Source organism: Chryseobacterium sp. GVT01B, from assembly GCF_019970045.1.
Taxonomy (GTDB): Bacteria; Bacteroidota; Bacteroidia; order Flavobacteriales; family Weeksellaceae; genus Chryseobacterium.
In genome coordinates this window covers 499105-525338 of record NZ_JAHXYI010000001.1, presented here as the reverse complement: position 1 = coordinate 525338, position 26234 = coordinate 499105, and the positions used below count along the sequence as shown (strand labels likewise).

19 protein-coding genes are annotated in these 26234 nt (G+C 36.0%); 10 read left to right on the top strand and 9 right to left on the bottom strand.

Features of this window, described 5'->3' with window-relative positions; genetic code table 11:
- The first annotated feature begins 2 nt into the window (after positions 1 to 2).
- The 6 genes from LC457_RS02380 to LC457_RS02355 all read left to right on the top strand — a co-directional run bounded on the left by LC457_RS02380 (position 3) and on the right by LC457_RS02355 (position 11373).
- A complete protein-coding gene (locus tag LC457_RS02380) occupies positions 3 to 1133 on the top strand; it encodes a glycosyltransferase (RefSeq protein WP_223598456.1) in 1131 nt (376 codons plus the stop codon).
- Complete coding sequence (locus LC457_RS02375) at positions 1115 to 2095, top strand: glycosyltransferase family 2 protein (protein WP_223598455.1); 981 nt, start codon at positions 1115 to 1117, stop codon at positions 2093 to 2095. Before LC457_RS02380 ends, LC457_RS02375 begins: the two co-directional genes overlap by 19 nt.
- Before the next feature lie 10 nt (positions 2096 to 2105).
- On the top strand, positions 2106 to 3251 hold the full coding sequence (locus LC457_RS02370; RefSeq protein WP_223598454.1) for a glycosyltransferase: 1146 nt from the start codon (positions 2106 to 2108) through the stop codon (positions 3249 to 3251).
- Positions 3252 to 3262: 11 nt separating this feature from the next.
- Complete coding sequence (locus tag LC457_RS02365; protein ID WP_223598453.1) at positions 3263 to 3817, top strand: serine O-acetyltransferase; 555 nt, start codon at positions 3263 to 3265, stop codon at positions 3815 to 3817.
- A 403-nt stretch (positions 3818 to 4220) separates the two neighbouring features.
- Positions 4221 to 9185 (top strand): T9SS type A sorting domain-containing protein, encoded by a 4965-nt coding sequence (locus LC457_RS02360; RefSeq protein WP_223598452.1) that lies wholly within the window; start codon positions 4221 to 4223, stop codon positions 9183 to 9185.
- 982 nt (positions 9186 to 10167) lie between these two features.
- The gene (locus LC457_RS02355) at positions 10168 to 11373 is read left to right on the top strand and encodes a phosphoethanolamine transferase (protein WP_223598451.1); all 1206 of its coding nucleotides are present in this window, start codon (positions 10168 to 10170) and stop codon (positions 11371 to 11373) included.
- 26 nt (positions 11374 to 11399) lie between these two features.
- On the opposite strand, the gene LC457_RS02350 is transcribed toward LC457_RS02355, so the two are convergent.
- Positions 11400 to 12005, bottom strand: coding sequence for a DUF2306 domain-containing protein (locus tag LC457_RS02350; protein WP_223598450.1), 606 nt, complete (start codon positions 12003 to 12005; stop codon positions 11400 to 11402).
- A gap of 131 nt (positions 12006 to 12136) precedes the next feature.
- Positions 12137 to 13171 (bottom strand): helix-turn-helix domain-containing protein, encoded by a 1035-nt coding sequence (locus LC457_RS02345; RefSeq protein WP_223598449.1) that lies wholly within the window; start codon positions 13169 to 13171, stop codon positions 12137 to 12139.
- Between the two features lie 468 nt (positions 13172 to 13639).
- Here LC457_RS02345 and LC457_RS02340 point away from each other — a divergent pair, with 468 nt between their 5' ends.
- From LC457_RS02340 to LC457_RS02325, 4 genes are all read left to right on the top strand, one after another.
- A complete protein-coding gene (locus tag LC457_RS02340) occupies positions 13640 to 14308 on the top strand; it encodes a carbonic anhydrase (RefSeq protein WP_223598448.1) in 669 nt (222 codons plus the stop codon).
- A 21-nt stretch (positions 14309 to 14329) separates the two neighbouring features.
- Positions 14330 to 14629, top strand: a complete 300-nt coding sequence (locus LC457_RS02335; RefSeq protein ID WP_047380370.1) for a hypothetical protein — start codon at positions 14330 to 14332, stop codon at positions 14627 to 14629.
- A 147-nt stretch (positions 14630 to 14776) separates the two neighbouring features.
- Complete coding sequence (locus LC457_RS02330; protein WP_223598447.1) at positions 14777 to 16369, top strand: SulP family inorganic anion transporter; 1593 nt, start codon at positions 14777 to 14779, stop codon at positions 16367 to 16369.
- A gap of 52 nt (positions 16370 to 16421) precedes the next feature.
- On the top strand, positions 16422 to 17057 hold the full coding sequence (locus tag LC457_RS02325; RefSeq protein WP_213277796.1) for a carbonic anhydrase: 636 nt from the start codon (positions 16422 to 16424) through the stop codon (positions 17055 to 17057).
- A gap of 146 nt (positions 17058 to 17203) precedes the next feature.
- On the opposite strand, the gene pth is transcribed toward LC457_RS02325, so the two are convergent.
- The 7 genes from pth to mfd form a co-directional block, all read right to left on the bottom strand.
- A complete protein-coding gene (gene pth / locus LC457_RS02320; RefSeq protein WP_223598446.1) occupies positions 17204 to 17767 on the bottom strand; it encodes an aminoacyl-tRNA hydrolase in 564 nt (187 codons plus the stop codon).
- An 85-nt stretch (positions 17768 to 17852) separates the two neighbouring features.
- Positions 17853 to 18785: a hypothetical protein gene (locus LC457_RS02315; protein WP_223598445.1), complete on the bottom strand. Its 933-nt coding sequence runs from the start codon at positions 18783 to 18785 to the stop codon at positions 17853 to 17855.
- Between the two features lie 99 nt (positions 18786 to 18884).
- Complete coding sequence (locus tag LC457_RS02310) at positions 18885 to 19757, bottom strand: hypothetical protein (RefSeq protein WP_223598444.1); 873 nt, start codon at positions 19755 to 19757, stop codon at positions 18885 to 18887.
- A gap of 152 nt (positions 19758 to 19909) precedes the next feature.
- Positions 19910 to 20647, bottom strand: a complete 738-nt coding sequence (locus tag LC457_RS02305; protein WP_223598443.1) for a hypothetical protein — start codon at positions 20645 to 20647, stop codon at positions 19910 to 19912.
- An 8-nt stretch (positions 20648 to 20655) separates the two neighbouring features.
- Positions 20656 to 21480, bottom strand: a complete 825-nt coding sequence (locus tag LC457_RS02300; protein ID WP_223598442.1) for a hypothetical protein — start codon at positions 21478 to 21480, stop codon at positions 20656 to 20658.
- A 2-nt stretch (positions 21481 to 21482) separates the two neighbouring features.
- Positions 21483 to 22304, bottom strand: coding sequence for a hypothetical protein (locus LC457_RS02295; RefSeq protein ID WP_223598441.1), 822 nt, complete (start codon positions 22302 to 22304; stop codon positions 21483 to 21485).
- Positions 22305 to 22676: 372 nt separating this feature from the next.
- The gene (gene mfd / locus LC457_RS02290; RefSeq protein WP_223598440.1) at positions 22677 to 26045 is read right to left on the bottom strand and encodes a transcription-repair coupling factor; all 3369 of its coding nucleotides are present in this window, start codon (positions 26043 to 26045) and stop codon (positions 22677 to 22679) included.
- Positions 26046 to 26234 lie beyond the last annotated feature (189 nt).

Below are 26234 nucleotides of genomic sequence, written 5' to 3'. Positions count from 1 at the left end.
AAATGGAACGAAAAAAAATCTTATTTATATATTATCAGAATACTAAGCCCGGAGGTGTAGCCAAAGTACTGTCTCAGCTCACTTCAGAACTGGCAGAGTTAAATTATGATATCGAAATTCTTTTCCTATTGGAAGCTCATCAGGATTTCTACCCCATACATCCTAAAGTAAAAAAGCACTACATCAATGCTTTTGGCGACAAATATTCCAGATTTGGAACCTCTATTTATAAAAAATATAATAAAATCCCCAAAATATATAATATTTACTCTTACTTCTATGATTTTGGAACATACAGGGTTTTAAACCAATGGATCAAGGAAAACCATCAGAATTATGATACTATTGTTTCCTGCTGGTATAAAATTTCATCAATGCTGGCCATCAATAGCCAGATAGGTAAGAAAACAATTGCGTGGGAACATATCAGCTACCAGACCGGCGGCTTGGTTTACTATAATATTTTGCGAAAGTATTATAAAAATCTACGCTCCATTATCTCTCTGACTCATACATCGTTGGAACATTACAAAAAAATAAATCCAAATTCAATCGTTATTTCCAATATTATTGGGGATAATTATGAAAGTTTTAAGCTGGACATTACGAGCAAAGAGAATATTATTTGCGCAGTAAGCAGGCTGGATCCTGAAAAAAATGTAAAAGATTTTATTAACATTATCAAAGAATGTAAAATAGGAGAAGATTGGAAAATCATTATTGCAGGAGATGGTACTCAAAGAACCTTACTAAAAGAACAGGCCCAAAACCTTGGTCTTCAAAATATTGAATTTCTGGGAAGCATTCCTCAGGAGAAAATACTGCAGCTATACAAAAAATCAAAAATCTTTTGCATGACCTCATTAAACGAAGGGCTGCCTACCGTTCTTATTGAGGCTATGTTCTGCGGCAATGCACTTATAGCCTACGATTGTCCTACAGGCCCTTCTGAAATCATCAATACTAATAATGGTTATTTGATTAAGATGCATGATAAGGAGAATTTTATCGTAAAGTTAAAACATCTGATTAATAATCCACAGGAACTTACTGAACTCATGATATCCAGTAAAACAGAATCAGAGAAATGGAGTAAAGAAAAAATAATACCGCAATGGGAAAAGATACTTTAGAGCACGATATACATATATCTGTCATCATACCGGTATACAATTCTGCAGAGAGCCTGCATCAATGTATTGATTCTATTTTAGAACAGAGCTATAAAGATTTTGAATTGCTGTTAATTAATGATGGGTCTGTAGACCGTTCTTTAGAAATAATGAATTCATTTGCTGAAAAAGATCACAGAGTCAAAGCCATTGATAAAATTAAAAACAGCGGAGTAAGCGATACAAGAAATATTGGCATTTCTCATGCAAAAGGAAAAATAATCTGTTTTATAGATTCTGATGATTGGATTGAAAAAAATTATTTCCAGGTTTTTGTTGATAATTATACATCATCTGATACTCTACTGCTTCAAAATATTATAAGAGGTAAAACGAGAGATCTTCATTATAAAACCTATGATTTACAAAAAGATTTTACAGAATTATTTGTCAGAAATAATTTATTGTATTTCGGGGGACCTGTTGCTAAATTTTTTGAAAGAGAAATAATAACAGGCAATATGATTACTTTCAACAAGGCAGTTAGCTATGGTGAAGATTTGATGTTTTTTTTGGAATATATAAAACAAATTAAAGCGATAAAGATCATTGACGCATCGCTTTATCATTATGAGTTTACTGAAAGCTCCCTGAGCAGATCACAACATTCCTTTGAATCCTTATTCAAATTACATACTGCCATTAAGGACTTTATTTTTTTGCATAAACAGCAGTCCGGAAAAGAAATAAAAAAATATCTATATCAGGTAAACTGGGATATTATTGAAGCCAGCATAGATCAAGGAATTATTGGTAAAAATTTAAACAGAAAAGAAGCGCATAAGAATCTGAGCCGTTTAAAATCATCCATGGATATTAATTATTTTATATACATCGGGGTTTATAGAAAAGTTTTATTTTTACTTCTCAAAACCGGACAATTTCAGTTGCTCCTGAAACTTAAAAGAAATCTAAATAAATAATACTACTCCTTTGAAGAAAAAAATTCTTATACGTATCGGTTCCCTCCGTCATGGCGGTGCAGAAAAAGTTCTTGTCAACTTTCTCAAAAACCTTCCAGAGGATAAATATGAAATAGATCTTCTAATCAACCTGTATACGGGAATGTATATCAAGGAAATTCCGTCATGGGTCAACCTGCATTATTTACTTAAGGGAGAAATGATTACCACCAACAGGCCTCATGAAATTCCGGTGAAGGCATTCAGGGTATTGTATCAGAAAATGTTTTTATGGTTTCCATCACTTCTTTACAGATTTGTTTTGAAAAACAAAAAATATGATGTGGAAATAGCGGCTATTCATGGGATGTATAAAGAGCTGCTTTCCAGTCCGCAAAAGGATTCAAAAAAAATAATCTGGATTCAGAATGATATTTTTAATCTGAAAGAATATACACACGATGTAATCAGACAGCTTTTTAAATTCGACAGAATACTGGTAATTTCAGATAAACTGAAAGAAGAAATGCTCAAGATTGCAGAGAATGATGAGGAGAAACAAAACGTGATCAAAATCTTTAATCCGATAGATAAAAATGATACTTTAAAAAAGGCTGATGTTGAAATCAACGACTATCCTTTCAGTAGTGACTTTCCCACTTTTGTAACTGTAGGAACCGTATATCCACAGAAAGGGTATGACAGGTTATTGAATATTCATAAAAAATTGATAGATGAAGGATTCAAACATCAATTGCTAATCATTGGCGATGGCTATGACTTTGAGACTATTCAGAATCAGCTTAATACGTTAGGACTTCAGGATACTGCAAAAATGCTTGGCTTTAGCAGTAACCCGTATCCATATATGAAAAAAGCAGACTTTTATATTATGTCTTCCCGACATGAAGGATTCCCTACGATTATCGCCGAAGCACTTATTCTTAACAAACCTATTTCTGCAACGGATATTTCTGGTATCAAAGACCTTCTGCAAAACGGAAAACTGGGAAATATCACAGAAAACTCTGAAGAAGGAATATATGAAGGAATGAAAAAGTTTCTTACTGATAAAAATATCACTGAGGAATACAAAAAACAGATTTCACAAACAGAGCTACCATTTGTATTGGAAAAATCTGTGGAACATCTTCAGAAAATAATTGATGAAGCATAAAAACATTGACAATGGCTGATTATTCTATCATTCAAAAAGACTTTTACCGGGAAAGCGGAAAATGGCTTTCAACATTTCAGATCTGGAAAAAATGTATTAATCCTAATCTTCATTTTGTTTACATTTTGAGAAAGGCTCAGAAGTATCAGAAAAGCCCTCTTTTGAATACGTTCTGGAGAATTGTATTAAGACATTATCAGATCAAATACGGATTTCAGATTTATCCTGAAACTCAGATTGGGGAAGGTTTTTATCTGGGACACTGGGGAAGTCTTGTCATCAATCCGAAAACAGTTATTGGAAAAAATTGTAATATCGCGCAAGGAGTTACCATCGGCCAGCAAAACCGTGGGAAAAATGAAGGTTCTCCCGTTATTGGTGATGAAGTATGGATAGGCACCAATGCTGTAATTGTAGGAGGTATTACTATTGGCAATAATGTATTGATTGTTCCTAATTCTTATGTTAATTTTGATGTGCCACAGGATTCTATAGTTATGGGAAACCCCGGAAAAATTTTTCCAAATTCAAAAGCAACACAAGGCTATATCAACAATAAGATATAAACCTGCCAACGTCTGAAGATTTTTGAAAAGTCTGGCGTAACATAGTCTAAAACAGAACCAATCATAAAATTCTGCTATACTATTTGGAATTTATTATTTTTTTCTATTTTTACAAAAAAATGAAAACAGTAATACTATAATTCATTTTTAAAAAATTAAAAAACACACAACTATGAAAAAAAACACTCAAATTCAACCGGGTAGTTGAAAAACTACGACTGCCCATTCTTTTACACTTCAGAAACACAGCATCAGTATTTAAAATCAGAACACCTGTAAACACTCATGTTTATGGACCTTGCTTTTTTTTCACAATAAATGAAGAAAGCAAGCTGGTCTTTTATTGTGAATCTGAATATTTTAAAACTCCAAAAAACACAACGTTTAATAAATTCTAAACACCATGAAAAAAAAGTCTATGCTCAGAGCTATTGCCGTACTATTCTGTATAGTACCCAGCCAAGCTTTTTCCAGACTCTCTTCCATTCCGGCAGAGTACAGTTATGGAAAAGAAAAACCTCCAGGGGTGAATCGTTATACGCCGCCTTATGTCTATGATTTAGATCCAGGTTTTACCATTCAGCAGAACGTCAACCAAAAAGGGTTGGTAGTTATTGAAGGAAAATTTACAAAACCATTTACCAGCGACGATGTCCGAATGGAGATTAAGTACCAGACCCCGCAAGGCAACTGGGTCACCGCTTGGTGCAAGATTCTGTATTCCTACAATCAGTACAATGAAAATCTTAAAGCTGTTTTTGAACTGCCTGAAACAACTACAGCAATCTACAACCTGAAGATTGAATTGAATTCCAACTCAAACCTCAGCAATTTCAATAGCGTGGCATGGAACAAGTCCGTAAGCCATTACAAACAAGGAGATTACAACCCTACCAACTGCGACCTTGACGAAAATGAATACACCATTCTTTTGACACCCAAAAAAGAAGGAACGCTGATCCTAGACAATACAGGAAAAGTTACGGGTATCAAAGACAGAGTAACGTCAGCCCATGCCTGGAATAAACTTAGCAATGTCATCATGAACAATAAAAAAGATGATGTTGTATTCTCTCCAACGAATCCTTCGGATCTCCTTACAGATACAAATGGAAGTAAATCCGTGAAAATGATTAATACAGGAGCTATAAGCGATACATTGGGTGCCACTCCAGAGTTCATTTACAACGAAATGCCTGGACATCCAATCCCTTATTTGTATAGCTATGATGATCCTGTATATATGTTTGCAGGAAAATATTCAATCAACGGATTGATGATGAAGTTCAGCCAATGGCCAGGAGAACCCAATGGACCAGGTTATCACAATTTTAAGAATCCAAACAATCTGGAAAGCAGATACTTCAACATGTACAACACCATCCATGAAAAACTATCTGACTTCATGACTGACCAGGAACCTATCGTAATTGTATCCAGCTATATTACAGGATTCAGGGTATACAAAAGTAATGGATCCTACATTAACATTACCAACCTTACGGCTCACAGTAATTATGGTGATCCTTATTTCGGTTATACCAATAATGAAGGAAATGCCCGCAGGGGACCGGGTTCTGAAGACCTGATTATTTCTAATACACCGGAAATGACTTTATATGGTATGGGTGCCCTTCGAAATAATATCACCAGTTTCTATCAACCCGTACGTTCACTACAGGATATTGAATCGGAAATATCAAAATTCATCAACTATGTAGGAATTTTCAATATCCCTTATAATGTTGGAGAATGTGTAAATTCATGTTTCACAATAAACTCAGGAGCTCTTCCGGACAATAACGCGATAGACTGGACCAAAGCCCCCAACAGCTACATTTTTACAGGAAAAGATAAAAATGGTAATAATGTGGATGGTCTTTATATTCCTGTCAAAAAAGCATACGAAATGTGGGCAAAAGGAGGAGATCTCATGAAGGATGAACAAAACAGCTACACCAAAATTCCGGATGTAGGAATTGCCAAGGCCGGATTATATTGGGAAGATGAAGTGGGATTGATAAAATCAGTGGCATTGGAAGGAACAGGAGAAAATGCCAAGATTAAAGTACTTGTCAATAAATTGAAGGAAGGAAATGCCGTTGTTTCTTATCGTATCGATGACAAGGTATACTGGACATGGCACGTTTGGGTTACAGATGATCCAACGAATGGAAGCACTTATCATCAAGGATTTGAGGCTGATAAAAACAACAACCTGGTAACGGACTGGAAATGGATGGACAGAAACCTTGGAGCAACCAATGCCAACCTTGTAGGCCATGATTTCCACAAATCAGGAGGGTTGCAATATCAGTGGGGAAGAAAAGACCCGTTCCCATCCAATTATAAGGATCTTTCCCTATATACCATCAGAGGAGAAGTAGGAACATTGAAAGGTTCTGTTCCTTCAAAATATAGAGGAAATCTTTATGCAGCAACCGACAATACTGGTTTTGATTCACCTAATGGAAACATCAGATATTCCATCAACAACCCAATCAACTTAATTATTCCACCGGTTTATGTGTATAAAATAGGGGAAACCCCTGTTAACAATGGAGAAAATTACTTGATTCAAGGTCCTGGTACCAATGATTGGGAAAGAAAGGAGCAAACCACATGGTTCTCAAAAAACAAGTATAAGGTATTCAATAGTAACAACCATTACGATAATGAAACCTGGGATCTGTGGGGAGATACCCGTGGTGGAAAATGGGTGAACATGAATACTTCTGATGCAACCGTTGCTAAGGAAAGTAAGCAATATGCAATGAAATCCTCTTATGACCCATGCCCTTGTGGATGGAGGGTTCCTTCTTTCTACTCATCTGTAGATGCCTCACCTAAATCCAGCCCATGGGGTAAAACCGGAGGCCTGGGTAATGTGGATATTCTTCCTAATACTCCAAATGTTCAATATCCAGGAATAAAGGTATATCCTGGTTATGGATTTGACCTGAGCAATGTTGCAGATAGAAATTTAGGAATGTTGCCAATCACTGGGAACTATGAATACTACCCTCAACCAATGACTCTGGCCAATCGTACCAGTGCACAGATTGATGGCTTAAGGGATGGGAACAAACTATACAAACAGCCAATCATAGGTTTTCAGGATCAGCACAGTGATGGAGCACTCCACGCTTCCACGTTCTTCTCTTCCATCAGTCCAGGAGAAACTCCTGTTACAGGAGCCAGAGGCCTTTTCCTTATATCTGATGCTGGAAATGTCCCTGGACATTCAAATGTGGGGTGGCATAATATAGCGTACAATCGTGTTCTGGAAGGAAACACCTATGAAACAAGAGCTGTACGTTGTATAAAGGACCCAAATGACGCCTATATGCCAACTTCCTTTGAAACAGAATATGTGACCGCTTCTCCAACACAATATACGTTGGAGGAATTAAAGAAATGGACAAAGGAATCTAATAGCTACATTGAGTATACCAACTCGACATTAGCCACTGCTAATCCAGCCGATAAAGATAGAATCATCGATATCCCTTTGAGAAAAGCCTATGCGATGTATAAACTATACTTATCGGAGAATAATGATTTCCCTACTGGAAATACTAAATCAACTTCCATTGTTTGGACAACGGATAAAACTTTGATTTCAAAAGTTGAAATAATAGACGGCTCTATAGAAAATGCAATATTAAGAGTAACGCTTAACGAAAACAAAACGGGTAATGCGGTAGTTGCATTCCATCTTGGAAGTTCAGGACAGTGGGCAAACAATAACAACAGTGACCCTATTATCTGGAGCTGGCATATATGGGCTCCACAATCAATCGTACAACAGCAAGCTGAATTCACGACAGAGACCGTAGCCAACGAAGGCATTAAACCTGACACAAGTAACCAGATCGTGAACCCTACGAACAGCTACTATGGAGTACCTTTAAAAACCATTTTAATGGATAGGGATTTAGGTGCACAAATGCCTTTTATTGATACACATATGGCACAGCCTGCAGAAACAACCACTGACCCTCTATCATACAATCCAGCTGACCCAACGGCGGCCAATAGCTTAAGGGTATTGCAGATAAAAAACAGTGGTGGTATGCACTTCCAATGGGGAAGAAAAGACCCAATCCCAGTATTTTATAATCCCGGAGGCTTTTACAATACATCCCGTTCATTCAATGTCTATACTGTTTTCAGACAAACAGGTTTAAGTGGCACTACCCCAATATACTCTGCCGCAATTAACAATACAAGCTACGAAGCAAATTATACTAAAGAATATTCCACGTATTCAAGTGTAGTCAATTCGAATGATACTACATCCGACAGAATAAAAAAAATCATAAAATATTCTGTAAACAATCCGTTCATATTCATGTATAATAATTCTACCAATGCAGTTAAAGATTGGTTATCTGATGAGAATGGGCTGCTTTCAAATCGTTGGGGACATGCTACCGAAAAATCCCCTTATGACCCTTGCCCTGAAGGGTGGAGAATACCAGATTTGCAAGGTACATCCACAGAAGGAGTCAATATATTTGATGGATATTTAGCATATGCTAAAGGTAATTCGCCTTGGTTCTATAATGCCAAGTTTAGCATCCTACAATCAGGAGTTTATAAAAACCTGTATGGAATAGACCCTTCAGATGTTAACGCATTCGTAAGCAATGAGGCGTATAATATCAATAAAATGACTTATCTAGGTGGATATGTAAGGGTAATACCTACCAATAAGCTGCCTATAAGATATGGATTCATTCTAAACAGACCTGAATACAACATTGGAAACTATGCCAACAATGGTATCAGAGGCTTCTTAGGAGGGAAAACACTTGACGAAATAGTAACTCCAGATGTAACAGCTCATCTTAGAAGGTCAGGTATTTGGACTTCTTCCCCATTAGGAACAGCGGGACAAGCAGCAGGAATGTATTTCAATATAGAAATTACTACCGGTACAAATGATAAGTTGTATTTCCTGAATCCTTCCTTTGCATTCTCACCACAGGCAGGAATGTCTTGCCGTTGCGCTAAGATTCAATATGATGCTGAAGGAAAAGAGATTCCGAGATACAACCCTAATGCGATTGCTGTACCTAAGGATGCCTTTAGAAAAGCAACCAATACCTTTGAACAAGCCAAGGTTACGGAAATGGTTGTAAAGGACAAACTGACTGTTTTCCCGAATCCAGTAAAAAGTATTCTGTATATAAAACCTAACGAGGTGAAGGAATATTATTACCAGATTTACAATATGTCTGGACAACTTATCAAGTCCGGCAAATTCGAAAATGAAAAGACAGATCTTTCATCTTTGATATCCGGAGCTTATTTAGTAAGAATCAACAATTCTGAAGCATTGGTGAAAATCATCAAGGAATAATCATCTCTTACTCTAAAATTAGCGGTCCCAATTGGGGCCGTTTTTTTTATTTAAAAATATTAAAATTTCAAATTCTCTTAATTATAATAGAAAATTCAACAAAAATCATCCCTATCCCAAATGCTACAATGGATTATATCAACCATAAAATGTAGTAATTTCAGCCACTTATCGTAAAAATTCTACTTGTATTTATCGGTAATTTCGTGTACATTTGTAAAAAAGGCATTGTTTGGTTATGAAAATAACGATACAATTAACCGGCTTTATAAACAATATTATGTTGTATAATCCGGATGATTCCAATGTCACTTGTTCTGAAAAAAATCGCTTAATATTAAAAACACAACCCAGGCTTATTATTAATTTAAAAAAATAATTTTTGATGAAAGAAACACACCCTCATTATTCCCATTCTTTATCTGCAATATCAACTCTATAGTTACTTTTTCTACCATCATTGAAAATATAAACGGACAGAAATAACGCTCCGTCATGCAACTGTAGCAATTTATCTTTCAAAAGTTTCTTTTTTGAGTTGATACAATATCTTTAATCTCTAAGAATTGTTATCTGATAATAATTCTTCTCATGCAACACATGATTCTGATATTCAGCAGGCTCTTACCCGGAAGACACTTAAGAAAGATGATTAAAAAATGATCTTAACAGCCCCGAAAACATATATACAATCATGCTCAAAAAAATAGTTCCAATTCTTCTCATTATAATATACCTAACAGGTTTTTTGATTTCATTTCCTTATATCTTTGATAATTTATTTGGTCCTGAAAAATTGGATAGTATCCGGAATATTTTTGAGTATGGAATTATGTTTTGTTCGTTTCTTGTATTCAATGCATTTCTCTTTAAAAATAAATATACATCCATTATTGCAGTTATCCTATGCTTATTATTAAGTCTTAATTTTCTTATTTCAGCCTCCTGCTTTCTTATTTATCATTCCGGATTCAATATAGGAATGGCCATAAGTATTGTAGAGTCTAATGTGAACGAGGCTATGAGTATGTCTTATATGTTTATCCTACCTGGTATTTTATGTTTACTATTTTGGGGTATAATGCTATATACGATCAACTATCTGAGAAAAAGCGTAGTTACTTTCAATTTCAAGTTCATATTTATTGCATTATTGTGGCTTATCATGCCATTCATTTTTTTCCTCAAACATAGATATGTAAGTAATAAAGGTGGAGGAAGCATGATTAAAAATGTATACTATCATTATACTGATTTCCGCATTGCACAAGATATTCAGGAAGATATCAATGCTCTCACAAAGAATATTCCGGTTTTTAATATCAAAAAAATACAGCCAGGAATAGAAAATGTAATTTTGATCATTGGAGAGTCTGAGAGAAAACAAAACATGTCATTATACGGCTACAACAAGAAAACTACTCCTTTTACGGATCAGCAGGCCGGAAATATGATGATTTTCGACAATGCTGTTTCTCCTGCAGGAATTACCAATCTGAGCGTTCCTTTAATGCTGTCCAGCATTCATCCGGATGAGTTCAGATACCGTTATGACAAGCTATCCTACAATATCATTAATCTGGCCAACCAAACCGGATACAATTCTTTCTGGCTTAGCACACAGGCGAGCGCAAGAGGAATAACAGCCATCGCATCAATGTCTAAAAATAAAAAATGGGTAAATGGCTATGATGAAGTGATTGTTCCGGAACTGGAGAAGGTGATTCAGAAAAAAGAAGATAAATTTGTGGTTCTCCACATCATGGGAAGCCATCCGAATCCGTGCAACAGACTCCCTCCCAACTGGAATTCTGAGAATTTAAACTGCTATGACAGCTCTATAAAATACACGGATTATGTTTTCAATAATATTTTCCGAACATTAAAAAATACCAATTCTGTAGTCATCTATGCTTCAGACCATGGAATTAAAATACAAGGTGACAAATTACTTCACGTAGACTCTAAAGAATCTACTCAGGTTCCGTTTTTTGTATGGTATGGTGATAAGGTTCCTGCAACGTATAGAATCACCGGACATGAAACCAAACAGACCCAAACGACTTACATCTATCCTCTGATTATGAAATACATGGGTCTTGAGGCCCCTCAGCATTATAAAAATGAAGGAAATAAATATTTAAATTTAGAAATGAAAAGTATGGAGTATGAAAAGCTGCCGGAATAGAATATAATCTTCCTTTGAAAGAAAATCTATACCACAACTATTCTTTTATTGATCAAATAAGCAACCAACAAATTAGGAACCCAGCACAACCAGGCAACAGCAATATAAGAATTCTCAGGATCACCGGTAATATTGGTTAGCAATGGATACCACAATCTCAGTGTCACTGCGGCAAAAGTACAGGCGTAGCTGTAAATCATGAACTGTTGATGCATCACAACATTTCCTTTTCTTATCTGCCAAACTGCCATAAGAGTCGTTATCAGCCAGATGCATCCTAAACTGATAAACCCTATTGAGGAAATCAGTCCGCCATTGGCATAAAAGCCCATATAAACAGCTGAAACGGAACTTATGACTACTGCAATCACATAGATACTTCCAAGTTTCCTATGGATCTTGAGATATTTACTCCTGAATGAACTGCCAAACTGACGCCAGCCAATAAAAAGTGCCAGACCTCCGAAAATGATATGGGCAAAAAATGCAGTTTTCCAGATAATATTATGAAGTATCTCTGGAGATTTGGAACCTAAAAAGGTATGTTTATGCTCTACAAAAGCATAAAGAAGAGGATAAGCACCAATAAGCAATGCCAACACACACATGATTACAAATAATAATTTTCTCATAGAAGTCTGATTCAATTTTTCTGTAAAAATGAGGATTATAAATGCTTCATCTGTTCCAAAATGAAAGGTGGAACAAATCTTTAAGTCAATAAAATAAAACAACTTACCTTTAATAAAATCAATAAGTAAAGTTATTCCATACTAATACTCTGACTTTTTAAAAATTCTCTCGGCGAACAGTTCATGTATTTCTTAAAATTCCGGTTAAATGATGTTTTTGAGTTAAATCCACTCTCAAACGCCAATGAAAGAATTGTAAACTTTCCATTTTCAGGTAATACTGCTATTCTCTTGAATTCTTCAATCCGTTGCCTGTTGATATAATCGTAAAAATTTCTATTTTCAACAAAATTGATGGTTTGAGAAAGTATATTCGGATGAACACCCAAAAGTTTTGCAACATAATTAAGGTTCAATTCAGGGTCTTTATACAGTTTTTCCTTCTCCATCTGAATCACCAGCTTATTATAAATATCCTGTATTGCTTCTTCCCCTGCAAAGGTTTTCTCATATTTTGGAACTTCGGGATTATTTTCAACTGTAATCTTTTCAATAGCACCCTCGGTTTTTACCTCTGAATAATCCAGAATCCCCACCCAGCTGATTCCAAAATAAGCTGCAACCAGGATAAACAAAACAACCATAGAAAAAATAAGAATATTGTTTCTTATCATAACGGCAATCCATATCAACGCTATGCCAATAATAAGATAATACACCCAGTTCAGATTGATTTTCTCAGTATTTGAATATTGGTCGGAGATTTCTTTTCTATATCTTGTGACTGCAAGAAGACTTAACCCTACATACAAAATCCCCGAGAGAATCATAAGAATTTTGATTACCTCGCTCAATGTTTCATATCCTTTTCCTTTATTCTGATATACTGCTGCTCTATCCTCAGGAGAGAGCAGTAAAAACTGAGCTAAAGCGATGTAGATCAGCAGAACCGGAAACCAATGCAGCAGCCAGATCTTTCTACCTGAATGGTTGGTGACACACAAAATATACAAATACAGCATCGGACCATGCATAAAAGGAAATGGAATCTCGAAACCAATGAGAGAAGGAAAATTCAAATAACCATCTCCACGAAACAAAACAAAGAAAATAAGATGCATTCCTATGATCATAAACCATATTGCCAGCACATAGTCTGCAGTCACCTTCTTAGATTTCCCAAATATCAGAAAAGATGAAAAAAAGGCAATAAAAATTCCTGCCCAATAAAATATTGATGATAAAGATTGTAAACCAAGATCAGACATCAAATAGATAGATTATCAAGGCGTTAAATTATTCATTTTTTTAACATATATGACTGTTTTTAATAGGTTTTCCTGCAACAGCTACATGATCAGACAAATAAATTAAGAATATTTTAATTCACAAATCTCGAATTTTAATTTATACTTCGTAATTTTATCATGGTTTTAAACGTTTGGATTACCTTATAAAACAAAGTATACCGGAATATTAGATATGATTTTAAGCATATTTAATATTAAACTTTGTTAAAAGTGATTGACTTTTTAACAAAAAGTATATTTTTGCACAATTATTGATTTAGTCTATTGATTTTGGAAATAATTTAAACGAAATAAATAATTATAAACTTTTAAAAATTTAAAATTATGTCACAATCGTACGAGGTTATTTTCGAAAACAACAAAAAATGGGTAGAATCCAAAGTAGCTGAAGACCCGAATTTCTTCAAAGAACTTGCAAAAACTCAGCACCCTGAATTCCTTTATATCGGATGTTCAGACAGCAGAGCCACAGCAGAAGAATTGATGGGAGCAAAGCCGGGCGAAGTATTTGTTCACAGAAACATTGCCAATGTTGTCAATACTTTAGATATGAGTTCCACAGCCGTTATTCAATATGCTGTAGAACATCTTAAAGTAAAACACATTATAGTGTGCGGACATTACAACTGCGGTGGTGTAAAAGCAGCGATGACTCCTCAGGATCTGGGATTATTGAATCCATGGCTGAGAAACATCCGTGATGTTTACAGATTGCATCAGACAGAGCTGGATTCTATTGAAGACGAGAGCAAGCGTTATGACAGACTTGTAGAACTTAATGTTCAGGAACAGTGCATCAACGTAATCAAAATGGCCTGCGTACAGGAAAGGTATATTTTAGAAGAACAACCTATTGTACACGGCTGGGTATTTGACCTTAGAACAGGTAAAATCATTGATCTGGAGATTGATTTTGAGAAAACCTTAAAAGACATCCAAAAGATCTACAATCTTACAGGTTCAGATTGGGTAATGAGCAGAAAGACCAAGTAGTTTTTCTAAAAAGAATGTAAAATGAAATTCTGGAGTATTATTGTATTAACGTTTTTTCTGAATTTTACAGCGCTGCCAGGCATTGCTGCGGTAGCGGGCTGGGATATTGCAAGAACGAATATCATAATCAACGAAGAAGAACCACATTCTCACCCGTCTTCATTCATTGTTTACGAAAAAACTATTCCGAAACCTTTGGATGTTTTCGATTATCTGAAGTTTTCCGAACCTGATTTTCAGGGCGTTTCTTTTGTACTGATAGATGATTCTTTTCATTTATCACCTTTACTTACTATATTTTCTCCCCCTCCGGAAGCGTAACTCCTATAGTTAGATTTTTTTGATACTATTTCCATATCATTTTTTGATATCGGATACACACGTACTTTAAAAATTATTTTTTCTCAACTTTTTATAATTGACTTATTTAAAAACAAATAAGCCGGTTATACTTTACAGCTTCACATTATGAAAAAGACATCATTAATAGGAGGAATCAAGGAGAATTTTCCTTCAGGACTCGTGGTATTTTTAGTAGCACTTCCGTTGTGTTTAGGAATTGCTTTAGCATCAGGTGCTCCCCCATTATCCGGTATTATTGCGGGTATTGTAGGCGGTCTGGTAGTAGGAACAATCAGTAATTCTAATATCTCAGTTTCCGGGCCTGCAGCAGGTTTAACGGCAATTGTTTTAACAGCTATAACAGATCTTGGCGCATTTGAGCTTTTCCTTTGTGCAGGGATTATTGCAGGACTTATTCAATTGGTTTTAGGATTTGTAAGAGCAGGAAGTATTTCCAATTACTTTCCCAATAACGTGATTGAAGGAATGCTTGCTGCCATAGGAATCATTATTATTTTAAAACAGATTCCGCATGCTTTAGGATTTGATAAAGATTATGAAGGTCATGAATCTATTTTTGATAATGGTTTAAACTTCGGATATTTTACAGAATTATTTGGGGCTATCCACCCGGGTGCCATTGTTATTACTTTAGTTTCAGTAGCAATTCTTATCGCATGGGATAAAATCCACGTTCTGAAAAGGATGAAAATGCTTCCGGGAGCACTGGTTGCCGTAATTGTAAGCATTCTTCTAAATCAACTTTTTAAGATGTCCGGAAGCTCTCTGGCTATCCAAACCCAGCATTTGGTTTCTTTACCAGTTCCACAGACTTTTGATGATTTCAAAAACCTGATTACCACTCCGGATTTTAATGGTTTCACAAATCCCAAAGTATGGATCGTGGGAGCAACAATTGCTATTGTAGCCTCTATTGAAACATTACTTTGTATTGAAGCATCAGACCGACTAGACAGACAGAGAAGAATTACAGATACCAATCTTGAGCTTAAGGCTCAGGGAATCGGGAACCTTATCAGTTCTTTTATCGGTGGTCTCCCAATGACGTCTGTTGTGGTAAGAAGTTCTGCTAATGCTAATGCAGGAGCAACATCTAAAGTATCGGCTATTATTCACGGGATATTTTTATTGATCTGTGTGTTGTCTATTCCTGTTGTTTTAAATTTAATCCCATTGGCTACCTTGGCTGCGGTATTAATTTTAGTAGGATATAAACTGGCAAAGCCCGCTACATTCAAACATTTCTGGCAGTTAGGAAAATTCCAGTTTATTCCGTTTGTAGCAACAGTGGTAGCGGTAGTGGCAACAGATTTATTAAAAGGAGTCGGAATTGGTCTTACCATCTCTGTTTTCTATATTCTTCAGGGAAATATGAAAAGAGCTTATTATTTAAGCAGAGAAAGGCTGGATGATGCAGATGGAATTAACATAAAACTAGCTGAAGAAGTTTCATTTTTAAATAAAGCAGCGATCAAAAAAACACTTAAAAATATAAAACCAAGCTCAACGGTGATCATTGATGCCAGAAGCACTTCATACATCGCAACGGATGTACTGGAAATGATTCAGGATTTTGCCAATATCCGTGCAAAGGAACAGGACATCAATGTAGAACTTCTGGGCTTTAAAACTTCATACAGAGATTACGAAAGAAGTGAGGATTCCCATATTCTGGTTACTCACAAAAGAGCCATGTAATCTCCATTTACAATTAATTTTTTTAACTTTAAATTCGAAAACAATACATAATATGAAAGCACATACATACGAAACCCAGTCTACTATCACTCCAGAGAAAGCACTAGAATTCTTAAAAGAAGGAAACCAAAGATTTGTAAACAATCTTAAAGCAAACAGAGACCTTCTTGAACAAGTGAATGCTACCCGTGAAGGGCAATGGCCATTTGCAGTAGTTCTAAGCTGTATAGACAGCCGTACTTCTGCCGAGCTTATCTTTGACCAGGGATTAGGAGACGTTTTCAGTATCAGAATTGCCGGTAATTTTGTTAATCAGGATATCCTTGGATCTATGGAATTTGGCTGTAATGTTGCCGGTTCCAAGCTTATCGTAGTTTTAGGCCACACGAAATGCGGTGCTTTGAAAGGAGGCCTTGATGCGGCGCAGATTGAAGGATTGGGAATGGATAACCTTAACCACCTGATCAATCATTTCAATCCTATCATCAATGAGATCATTGAAGAAAATGAAGAACGTTCATCAAAAAACAGTTCTCTTCTTGAAAGGCTTAACCATCAAAATGTAAAAAGCGCTATTGAAGACATCCGTAAGCAAAGCTCAACCCTTAAAAACCTTGAAGCAGAAGGTAAAATTAAAATTGTTGGTGCCAATTATGATGTTGAAACAGGTGCAGTAAGCTGGTTATAAAAGATGAAACTCATTAAAATTCAATTATAATTTACAGAAAATGCCATCGGAATCCGGTGGCATTTATTTTTTATCATAATTTAGATCCCAACAAATAAAGCTCAGACTCGCCTGTAACCCGCCATCTGGAATCTGCTGCCTGTTTTCTATTTCCCATTAAATGCAGACATCGTATTATTCAATCCTGCAAAAACAAAAGAAAGGCTCGCTTTTGAAAAAGTTTCAATTCTCTCGGTAAGCTTTGCTCCTTCTTCCTCATTCCAGGTTCCTAATACATAATCTACCTGTCGTCCGGCAGAAAAATCAGCAGAGATTCCGAAACGAAGCCTTGCATAATTCTGAGTCTGCAATACTTCATTAATATTTTTAAGCCCGTTGTGGCCTGCATCAGAACCTTTTCCTTTCAATCTTAAAGTCCCGAATGGCAAAGCAAGATCATCTGTTACAATCAATACATTCTCCAAAGGGATATTTTCTTTCTGCATCCAGTATTTCACTGCATTTCCGGAAAGATTCATATAGGTATCAGGTTTAAGGATAAAAACTTTTCTGCCTTTATGTTTTCCTTCTGCCAGCCAGCCAAAGTTGGAGGTATTGAATGATACTTCAAGTGTTTCGGCTATTTTTTCAGCTACTTTAAATCCTATATTATGTCGTGTATTTTCATATTCAGAGCCTTTGTTACCAAGCCCTACAATTAAATATTTCATCAGAAATTTTTTGCAAAATTAAGGTATAAAAAATAAAAACTCAACCTTATGAAAGATTGAGTTTGAATATTGTTAAAAAAGTCTTCTATTGTGGTTTATAGATATAATTAACGCCATATCCTTTTGTCATGTAAGTCTGAGGATCATAAACGTAGTTGGTACTCTTTACAATTGGAGTTGGAATTGGCGGCGAAAGATCTGTCACCGACCATCTCTTAGGATTGTTTGGAGATAAAATAAGACTTTCTTTATCATTGATTACTGTAGATAATAGTCTTGAAATCTTATATACGTGTGGCAATAATGTGAACGGACTTACCTGATCATCATATGCATAATACTCATAGTTATATTTTCCTGTAACAGCACCGAATGCACCTCCTGTCATTGTTCCGTAGTGTCTTACCACTTTAGATACGTTATCTCCTACATACGTGTAAGCTGTTTTGGAGTAATCTGTGAAAGCAAGTGGCACTCCTGCTACGTCCGGACCATTCTTCATGATGATAGAATCCAGTTTTCCTGTAGCTGTACTATATTTGATACTGTAAAGACTCTTCTCTTTTTTCAGTAATGTCTGTGGTCCCGGCGGATCTCCAGGTATTACAGGCGGAGGTCTTCTGAAGATAGAACGGTTTTCAGAAATAGTCTGAAGCTTATTGTTATTGACGTAAGTAAATAACTGAGTGTATGATACACTGTCCTTATCAAGCTTTCCGTTTCCGTCAAGATCCAAAAAGCCGTTGAAATTAATCTGGCTGATCTTATCTCCACTGTACATAATATTAGTAACTGAAGCACTGTCTGTAAGCACTTTAGTTACAAGAAGTCCACTGTACTGATATTCTGCGATAGTATCTTTATCTGTAATTTCTCTGTATAATGCTCTGGGACCGCTTAATCCCCCTGTATTGTTAAGATCCAACAATGGATTTCCATCCTCATCCAGCATATCCTTGCAGGAATGTATTGAGGAGAATCCTGCGATTAGTAAAATAAAATAGAAAATTTGCTTCATTTCCTTGTAATTGATTATTTTTTTGACAAATATAATTTTTTTTACCTAAAAATTATATGATTATTTTATATTCTGGTAAGATTAATGATTATCTCTCTCCTATAAATTTTTATAGGTGAAAACAGCATTCTGATTTTTCTCTACAACCACATACCCTTGATTATCATAAGAATAACTCTGAGCTGTATTCACTGAAGGAGCAGGTGGCGGCAATTCTATATACATTGAAGTAGGATTGTTCGGAGAAATCTTATAGAACTGAGCTGGATTTATCAGACTTCTTGTGATGAAATAAACCGGTGAAAGTGTAGAGTAAGGGCTTTTCTGAGCGTCATAGTTCTGAAAGCTATATTTACTTACTACTGCAGTCCCCATATTTGGGTTTCCGTTGATATCCAATATTCCTTTGGAACAAACTACCTGAATAACATTTTCTCCGTTATACACGAAACTATAATCTATAAATTTGTTATAAGCACTGATTCCACCTTCCTTTCTCTTCTCTAGAATCTTAGTAAGTTTATTGGTCGTTGCATTATAAGTAAAAGTATAGTCACTTATTACAGATGCTGATGGAGTGGCTCCCGTTGCAGTAGAAGTGGCATTATAAATCTTTTTACCTGTAGGATCAGGAACAATATTAAATTCATAAACCAGGCTGGATGTTACAGAGCTTACATATTTAATTTTTGTGATATCCTTGTTGGTATACGTTACTGTTGCTGTATAAAAAGCACCTGAAGCAGATTCATCTTTAGAAACCGCAGTCTGTAAATCTCCGGTTACTGCTGCTGTAGCATATTCTTCCTGAGAAGTATTATTAGCACTCACTTTTGCTAAAACCTTTTTAGGCGGCGGCCCATCATCCGGGTTCGGGATAGATTCTGTGGGATCTGAGGTAGTATTACATGCTGCCAGCAGCCCAAGAAAAGCAATACCGGCAAACATTTTTAAAAAATAGTTTTTTACCATATAGAATTTTTTTAGCTTGTCCAAATATAATTCAATTTTCGATAATACACTTCAATTTATACGGACAAATTCACAAGAAATAGAGTTAATAAACAAAAAAAATCTAAAAACATAACGTTTTTAGATTTCCTATTATTGTATGATGATGAAAATTAATAAGGCTGCAATATGGATGTTGTCAAAACAGATTGTGACATATCGCTATTAAGGAAGGCTGTATCAACCGCTTTTCCTATTCCAAGAGTTGTTCCTGAAATGGCTCTTTTTATACAGGCAACTTTAACGGAATACTGATTTTTAGGATTAAGATTAGTAAGAGTAGCATTAAGGTTGAAAATCTTATAAGCACCGCTGTCTCCCAATAACACATCCGTTCTCACTGCTCTAAGGGCATTATCCACAAAAACACCACAGGCAAAACTCGCAGAATTTGTTCCCGTTTTCTGAACAGTTGTCTGAAATGAGAAAGTAGCCTTATTCGTGCCGTTGGTTACGGAGAATGTATCTACAGTTCCAGGAATTACAGTCCAGCCTCCAGTTAGGTCCTCTCCATCATTATAAGGGTTAGTTGCTCCACTACTTCCAGAAAAACTTACTCCGGTTTTGTCCGAAACAGTGTTGATGGAAAAAACAGACATACTTCCTTGCCCATCTGCAATTTTAATGGCTTTCCAGTCATTTGTTCCTAGATCCGTGTTGTTGTGAAATATATCACCCGCTGTTCCGGCAGAACCTTTCAGCAGATCAGTCCCTCCGGTTCTTAATTCTTTTCCTACATTGAGATCTCCATTTACATCCAGCATATTAGTCGGATTAGGAGTATTAATACCCACTTGAGCATTTGTTGCAACAGCTAATAAGATTGCTGTTACAAATATTATTTTTTTCATAATCCGTCTTAGTTTATAATGGTGTTAAATACTTCCGGAACTTCATATACATCTACTTTAAGAGAAGACTGTGAGATAAAGCTGTTGATATTGCTATACACATTAGTTCCTATAGTAAGGGTATTTCCTGCACCTGAAGCTCCATAAGAGCCCAATCTAGTACAGGCAACGTAAACCGAATGATTTCCCTGGGAAAGATTATCTACAATTCCGATCTGGGTATGCGTAAGAAACGGATATGAAGTGGTAATGGCCTTTAGATTTCTCTGTCTCAGATTCACCAGTTTATCATCCACAAAAATACCGCATGCATAATCTATGGAGTTATCTGTACTTCCTGCACCCATAAAATCTGCCTGTACTACTGTTTCAAACTGAAAGTATGCCTTACTTTGAGTACTGTAAACAGTGATGGTTTGTGAAAGTCCGTTTATTTTTTTAAAATTTGTAAGTGTGCTATACTCCTTTCCCTTCGTAAAGGTTCCTCCTCTTGAGGCCAACCCTACCGAAGAATTTTCTGAAGAAGAAAAGGAGACTCCTACTTTATCAGAAAAGGAGTTGTTATAGATCAGATAAAATTTATTGGGTTCATATTCAGGAATACGGAGTGATTTCCATATCGGAGCAAAGCCTTCTCCCTGGGAAACAAGAAGCTGGTCATTATTTCCTTGAAATATGCTGTTATCAGTAGCATTAAGGACAGCAATTTTATTTCTGAAATTCACATCTCCGTTTACATCAAGTTTTGCATTGGGAGTCTCTGTTTTTATTCCTACCTGAGCTATTGCGAAAAGGCCTATGGTAAGAAGCAGCGTTGATAATAGTTTTTTCATCATTAGTTGTTTTTATAGCTCACATATTCGATAACATCCATTTTCATGGTAGATTCCAGCGTAAATGCACTGGAAGCACCATTTGAGGCCTCTACATTTCGTCCGATGGCAAATTGTGAAGTAGAACTTGAAGTATCAATCTTTCTGCACGCAATTTCAATATTGTGAACTCCTACAGGAACGTTCTGCTCTGTATAATTAAGAGTAAAAATATAATCCTGAAGACCAGCTTTTCCACTGTTATTATTAGAAGCAATTCTATCCGGACGTACCGCTACCAATGCACCGTTTCTGAAAACACCGCAGGCAAATCTCACATTCTGTATCGTCGTAGAAGAGGATGCTTTCATTTCAATTCCTGTCTGGAACTGATAGGTAAGTCTGTTCTTTCCATTTTTGATGGTAAAAGTATTGTCAAGCCCGCCAATCTTTTTCCAGTTGCCTTTCGTAATATCAGTAATATTATCTCCAACTTTGTTAGTATAGATACCATCACCGGCAACACCATCTGTAAGTGATATAATACCCGCTTGATCCGATGACAGATAAGAATTAATCAACTTATACTGTCCCTCTTCCATAAAGGAAATGTTCAAAGACTTCCACACGGGAGGCAAACCCTCACCCTGAGAAACCAAAACCTGGCCGTTTAACCCGGCATTTCCAGCCTGAGTTGAATTCCCGCCTACTCTAAGTTCTTTTCTTAAGGTGGTTTTTCCGTTCACATCAAGAACAGATTTAGGTTTTGCAGTACCTATTCCCACCTGTGCGTTAGCGCAGAATGAAAGAAGTCCAGCCGCGCAGCAATATATAATTTTTTTCATAATAAGGACTGCAAAGGTACATAATGAAGTCCTAAAAATTCCAGTTATACATGCATAAACCTATAGAAATAAACATATTACAACATAGAATTAATCACACACAAAAGTAGAATTATTACTACGTAACTCCACTTTTTACGTTAAAAAAAGATCTATTAATGTCTCAAACCCTTACTGTACGGGAATTTACAGGATATTTTTAATCATAGAAAAGTGACTTCAACCCCCTTAAAACGGCCTTAATTCCCTCCTAAAGGAATATTAGCCAATAAAAACATGATAACAATCACAAAAAAGCGTATAAAAATTTAAGATTTTTATACGCTTTTCACATCTTTTACAAATTTGTTTACAACAAATGAAACCTATAATTTAATTATGTTCAATAATAGCTTTTAGCAGCATATTAACCTCATCTACATTTTTCACCCTTTCCTTCCTCATCATCAGTTGATTACCTTCTTTTCCGGACTTCTCTTTAAGCTGTGCTTCGGCTGGATTTCGGGTTAAATAATTAATAATATGCCTGAATCTATCCGTCTGGTAGAATTTATCCTGAGGATTTCCCGGGAAGTATCCTAAGAACACTCCATTTTTCATAACAATCTTCTCAAAACCTATATCGGCTGCAAGCCATTTCAGAGAAACACTTTTCAACAGATTGACAGCTTCTTTCGGTAATGCTCCAAAACGGTCAATCAGCTCAAGTTCAAACTGATGAAGATCCGCTTCATTATTAATTTCAGCAATTTTTTGGTAAAGCATCAATCGTTCCTCCGTATTGGAAATATAGAAATCAGGTAACATCAGCTCCAGATCAGTATCGATATTGACATCTTTCACAGATTTGAAAAGCTTTTGTCTGTCTTCCTCGTTTTCAAACAGACTTTCAAAGTCAGCATCATCTTTCAATTCTTCCAGTGCCTCCTGCATTAGTTTCTGATAAGTTTCAAACCCCATTTCATTGATAAATCCACTTTGTTCAGCACCCAAAAGGTCACCGGCACCACGAATTTCAAGGTCTTTCATTGCAATCTGGAAACCACTTCCCAGATCGGAAAACTGTTCAATGGCTTCTAAACGTTTTCTGGCATCGGAAGTCATCATATCATAAGGAGGTGTGATCAGATAACAGAATGCCTTTCTATTACTACGTCCTACCCTTCCTCTCATCTGATGCAGATCCGCCATCCCAAATCGCTGTGCATCATTGATGAAAATGGTATTGGCGTTCGGAACATCCACCCCACTTTCTACAATGGTCGTAGATACAAGAACATCATATTTCCCTTCCATAAAATCCAGAACATTCTTCTCCAGCTGTTTACCTTCCATCTGCCCATGTCCTGTGATCACTCTTGCATCCGGAACCAATCTCTGAATAAGCCCTGCAATATCTTTCAGATTTTCAATCCTGTTATTAATGAAATAAACCTGCCCATCCCTCTGAAGCTCATAAGAAACGGCATCACGAAGAATCTCTTCATTGAACCCTATCAATTGTGTATCTACAGGCTGTCTGTTCGGTGGTGGTGTTTTGATAACAGATAAATCTCTTGCCGCCATTAATGAAAACTGTAAAGTTCTTGGAATAGGAGTAGCTGTCAGTGTAAGTGTATCCACATTATTTTTAAGTGTTTTCAACTTATCCTTTACTGAAACTCCAAACTTATGCTCTTCATCAATAATCAACAGGCCAAGATCTTTAAACTTCACAGAACTGCTTACCAACTGGTGTGTTCCAATGATGATATCTATTTTTCCATTCTTTAAAGCATCTAAGGTCTCCGATTTTTGTTTCGCCGTTCTGAATCGGTTGACATAGCCTACATTTACAGGAAAATCTTTAAGTCTTTCTTTAAAACTTCTGTAATGCTGAAAAGCAAGAATAGTTGTAGGAACCAATATAGCAACCTGTTTACCGTCTGTCGCCGCTTTAAATGCCGCGCGGATTGCAACTTCCGTTTTACCGAACCCTACATCACCACAAACCAACCTGTCCATAACGGTATCAGCTTCCATATCTTTCTTTACATCCACTGTTGCTTTTTCCTGATCTGGAGTATCCTCATAGATAAAGCTCGCCTCCAGTTCATTCTGAAGATAAGAATCCGGAGTATAAGCAAAACCTTTTGCCGTTTTTCGCTGTGCGTATAATTGAATAAGGTCAAAAGCAATCTGTTTTACCTTCGCTTTTGTTTTTTGTTTCAGGGATTTCCAGGTAGGAGAACCAAGTTTGCTCAAAACAATCTCTCTTCCATCCGGTCCGTTGTATTTCGAAATCTTATGCAGGGAGTGGATACTTACATATAATAAGTCTCCGTTTTTATAAGTCAGTTTGAAGCATTCCTGAATCTTACCATCATTATTTACTTTTACCAACCCCATAAATTTTCCGATTCCGTGATCAATATGGGCAATATAATCACCAATTTTCAAAGACATCAGATCTTTCAGTGTAAGTTGTTCTGATTTCGCAAAAGTATTCTTCGCCTTATATCTCTGATAACGGTCAAAGATCTGGTGGTCTGTATACACAAGAAGCTTGTGTCCGTTGTCTACAAATCCTTCATGCAGTTCAGATTTAAAGCTTTTAAACGGAAGTTCATGTTCCAGTTCTTCAAAGATAGATTCCAGTCTTTCTTTTTGCTTTTCTGTTGAAAAGGAAATCCACGTATCAAATCCGTTATTCTGTTTTTCTTCAATATCTTCAATCAGCAGTTCAAAGTTTTTATGAAAAGAAGGCTGAGGAAGCTGTTCCATCTTAATCTCAGTAATTTCCTTCACACCTTCAATCACTGATCCTCCAAAATCAATTGTTTTAAATTTTTTATAATCGAATAAAAACTCCTGATCAGAAATAAATAGCTCCTGAGGAGTTCTGTGTGAAATATCTTTACTTAATGTATCATATTTTTCCAAAGACTTTTCATAGAATGTTCTGATCTTCTGCATTCCTATCATTCCATTTTTAGAAACTACAAAGCTTTCATTTGGTAATAGCTGCAACAATGACACTCTGCTTCCTGTAACAGAGAAATTCATATTGGAAACCAATTGAAAATCCTTTACCTTATCTACAGAAAGCTGGGTTTCGATATCAAAAGTTTTAATGCTTTCCACTTCATTACCAAAAAATGTAATCCTGTATGGCTTTTCATATGAATAAGAAAATACATCTACAATTCCTCCTCTTACAGAAAACTCTCCCGGTTCTGAAACAAAATCTGCCTGCTGAAAATGGTAATGAGTAAGCAGTTCGTCTACAAAATCGAAGTCCAGCTGGTCCCCTACTTTTATGTGATGAGAGATGGCTTTAAAATCTTCTTTTTTCAGCACCTTTTCAGACAAAGCTCCGGCATAAGCCACAATGACTTTCGGAGATCTTCCGGAATTGATTTTATTTAAAACTTCAGTTCTTAAAACCAGATTGGCATTTTGTGTTTTTTCTACCTGATAAGGCTCAAGGTGAGTAGCTGGAAAATACAGCACCTTATCTTTACCAAGAAGATCTTCCATCTCAGTATTGGCATACAATGCATCCTCTTTATCATCTACCAGATAAAGAATATTTTTCTTTTGAACTAAAAAAAGCTCAGCCACAAAAATAGAAACTGAAGATCCTGCACTTCCCTTTACGGCAATATGCTGACTGTTTTCTAACTGGGTGAAAATTTCTTTCCCGAACTCTTTCTGCATCAGATCTGGAAGAAACTTTTCGTTGATGGATTTTAATTGCATAAATAGTATTGGTATAAACGACAAAAGCGATTTCGGGAGTTTTCCGAAACCGTTTATGATACACAAAGGTACAGATATTTTTTTCTTTCATTAAAAAACCGGATACTTTCGGATTTAAAATGAACGACTTAGCATAATAAATCTTAATTTTTTACAAATTTATTTAAGAACCCGTTAAAAAACCCCAAT

What these genes read in the sequence shown, in the direction of transcription:
- LC457_RS02310 (WP_223598444.1), bottom strand. Translation starts at nt 19,757, where the DNA reads ATGGTAAAAAACTATTTTTTAAAAATGTTTGCCGGTATTGCTTTTCTT.
- LC457_RS02305 (WP_223598443.1), bottom strand. Translation starts at nt 20,647, where the DNA reads ATGAAAAAAATAATATTTGTAACAGCAATCTTATTAGCTGTTGCAACA.
- LC457_RS02315 (WP_223598445.1), bottom strand. Translation starts at nt 18,785, where the DNA reads ATGAAGCAAATTTTCTATTTTATTTTACTAATCGCAGGATTCTCCTCA.
- LC457_RS02330 (WP_223598447.1), top strand. Translation starts at nt 14,777, where the DNA reads ATGAAAAAGACATCATTAATAGGAGGAATCAAGGAGAATTTTCCTTCA.
- LC457_RS02325 (WP_213277796.1), top strand. Translation starts at nt 16,422, where the DNA reads ATGAAAGCACATACATACGAAACCCAGTCTACTATCACTCCAGAGAAA.
- LC457_RS02300 (WP_223598442.1), bottom strand. Translation starts at nt 21,480, where the DNA reads ATGAAAAAACTATTATCAACGCTGCTTCTTACCATAGGCCTTTTCGCA.
- LC457_RS02335 (WP_047380370.1), top strand. Translation starts at nt 14,330, where the DNA reads ATGAAATTCTGGAGTATTATTGTATTAACGTTTTTTCTGAATTTTACA.
- LC457_RS02350 (WP_223598450.1), bottom strand. Translation starts at nt 12,005, where the DNA reads ATGAGAAAATTATTATTTGTAATCATGTGTGTGTTGGCATTGCTTATT.
- LC457_RS02360 (WP_223598452.1), top strand. Translation starts at nt 4,221, where the DNA reads ATGAAAAAAAAGTCTATGCTCAGAGCTATTGCCGTACTATTCTGTATA.
- LC457_RS02295 (WP_223598441.1), bottom strand. Translation starts at nt 22,304, where the DNA reads ATGAAAAAAATTATATATTGCTGCGCGGCTGGACTTCTTTCATTCTGC.
- mfd (WP_223598440.1), bottom strand. Translation starts at nt 26,045, where the DNA reads ATGCAATTAAAATCCATCAACGAAAAGTTTCTTCCAGATCTGATGCAG.
- LC457_RS02375 (WP_223598455.1), top strand. Translation starts at nt 1,115, where the DNA reads ATGGGAAAAGATACTTTAGAGCACGATATACATATATCTGTCATCATA.
- pth (WP_223598446.1), bottom strand. Translation starts at nt 17,767, where the DNA reads ATGAAATATTTAATTGTAGGGCTTGGTAACAAAGGCTCTGAATATGAA.
- LC457_RS02340 (WP_223598448.1), top strand. Translation starts at nt 13,640, where the DNA reads ATGTCACAATCGTACGAGGTTATTTTCGAAAACAACAAAAAATGGGTA.
- LC457_RS02355 (WP_223598451.1), top strand. Translation starts at nt 10,168, where the DNA reads ATGGCCATAAGTATTGTAGAGTCTAATGTGAACGAGGCTATGAGTATG.
- LC457_RS02380 (WP_223598456.1), top strand. Translation starts at nt 3, where the DNA reads ATGGAACGAAAAAAAATCTTATTTATATATTATCAGAATACTAAGCCC.
- LC457_RS02365 (WP_223598453.1), top strand. Translation starts at nt 3,263, where the DNA reads ATGGCTGATTATTCTATCATTCAAAAAGACTTTTACCGGGAAAGCGGA.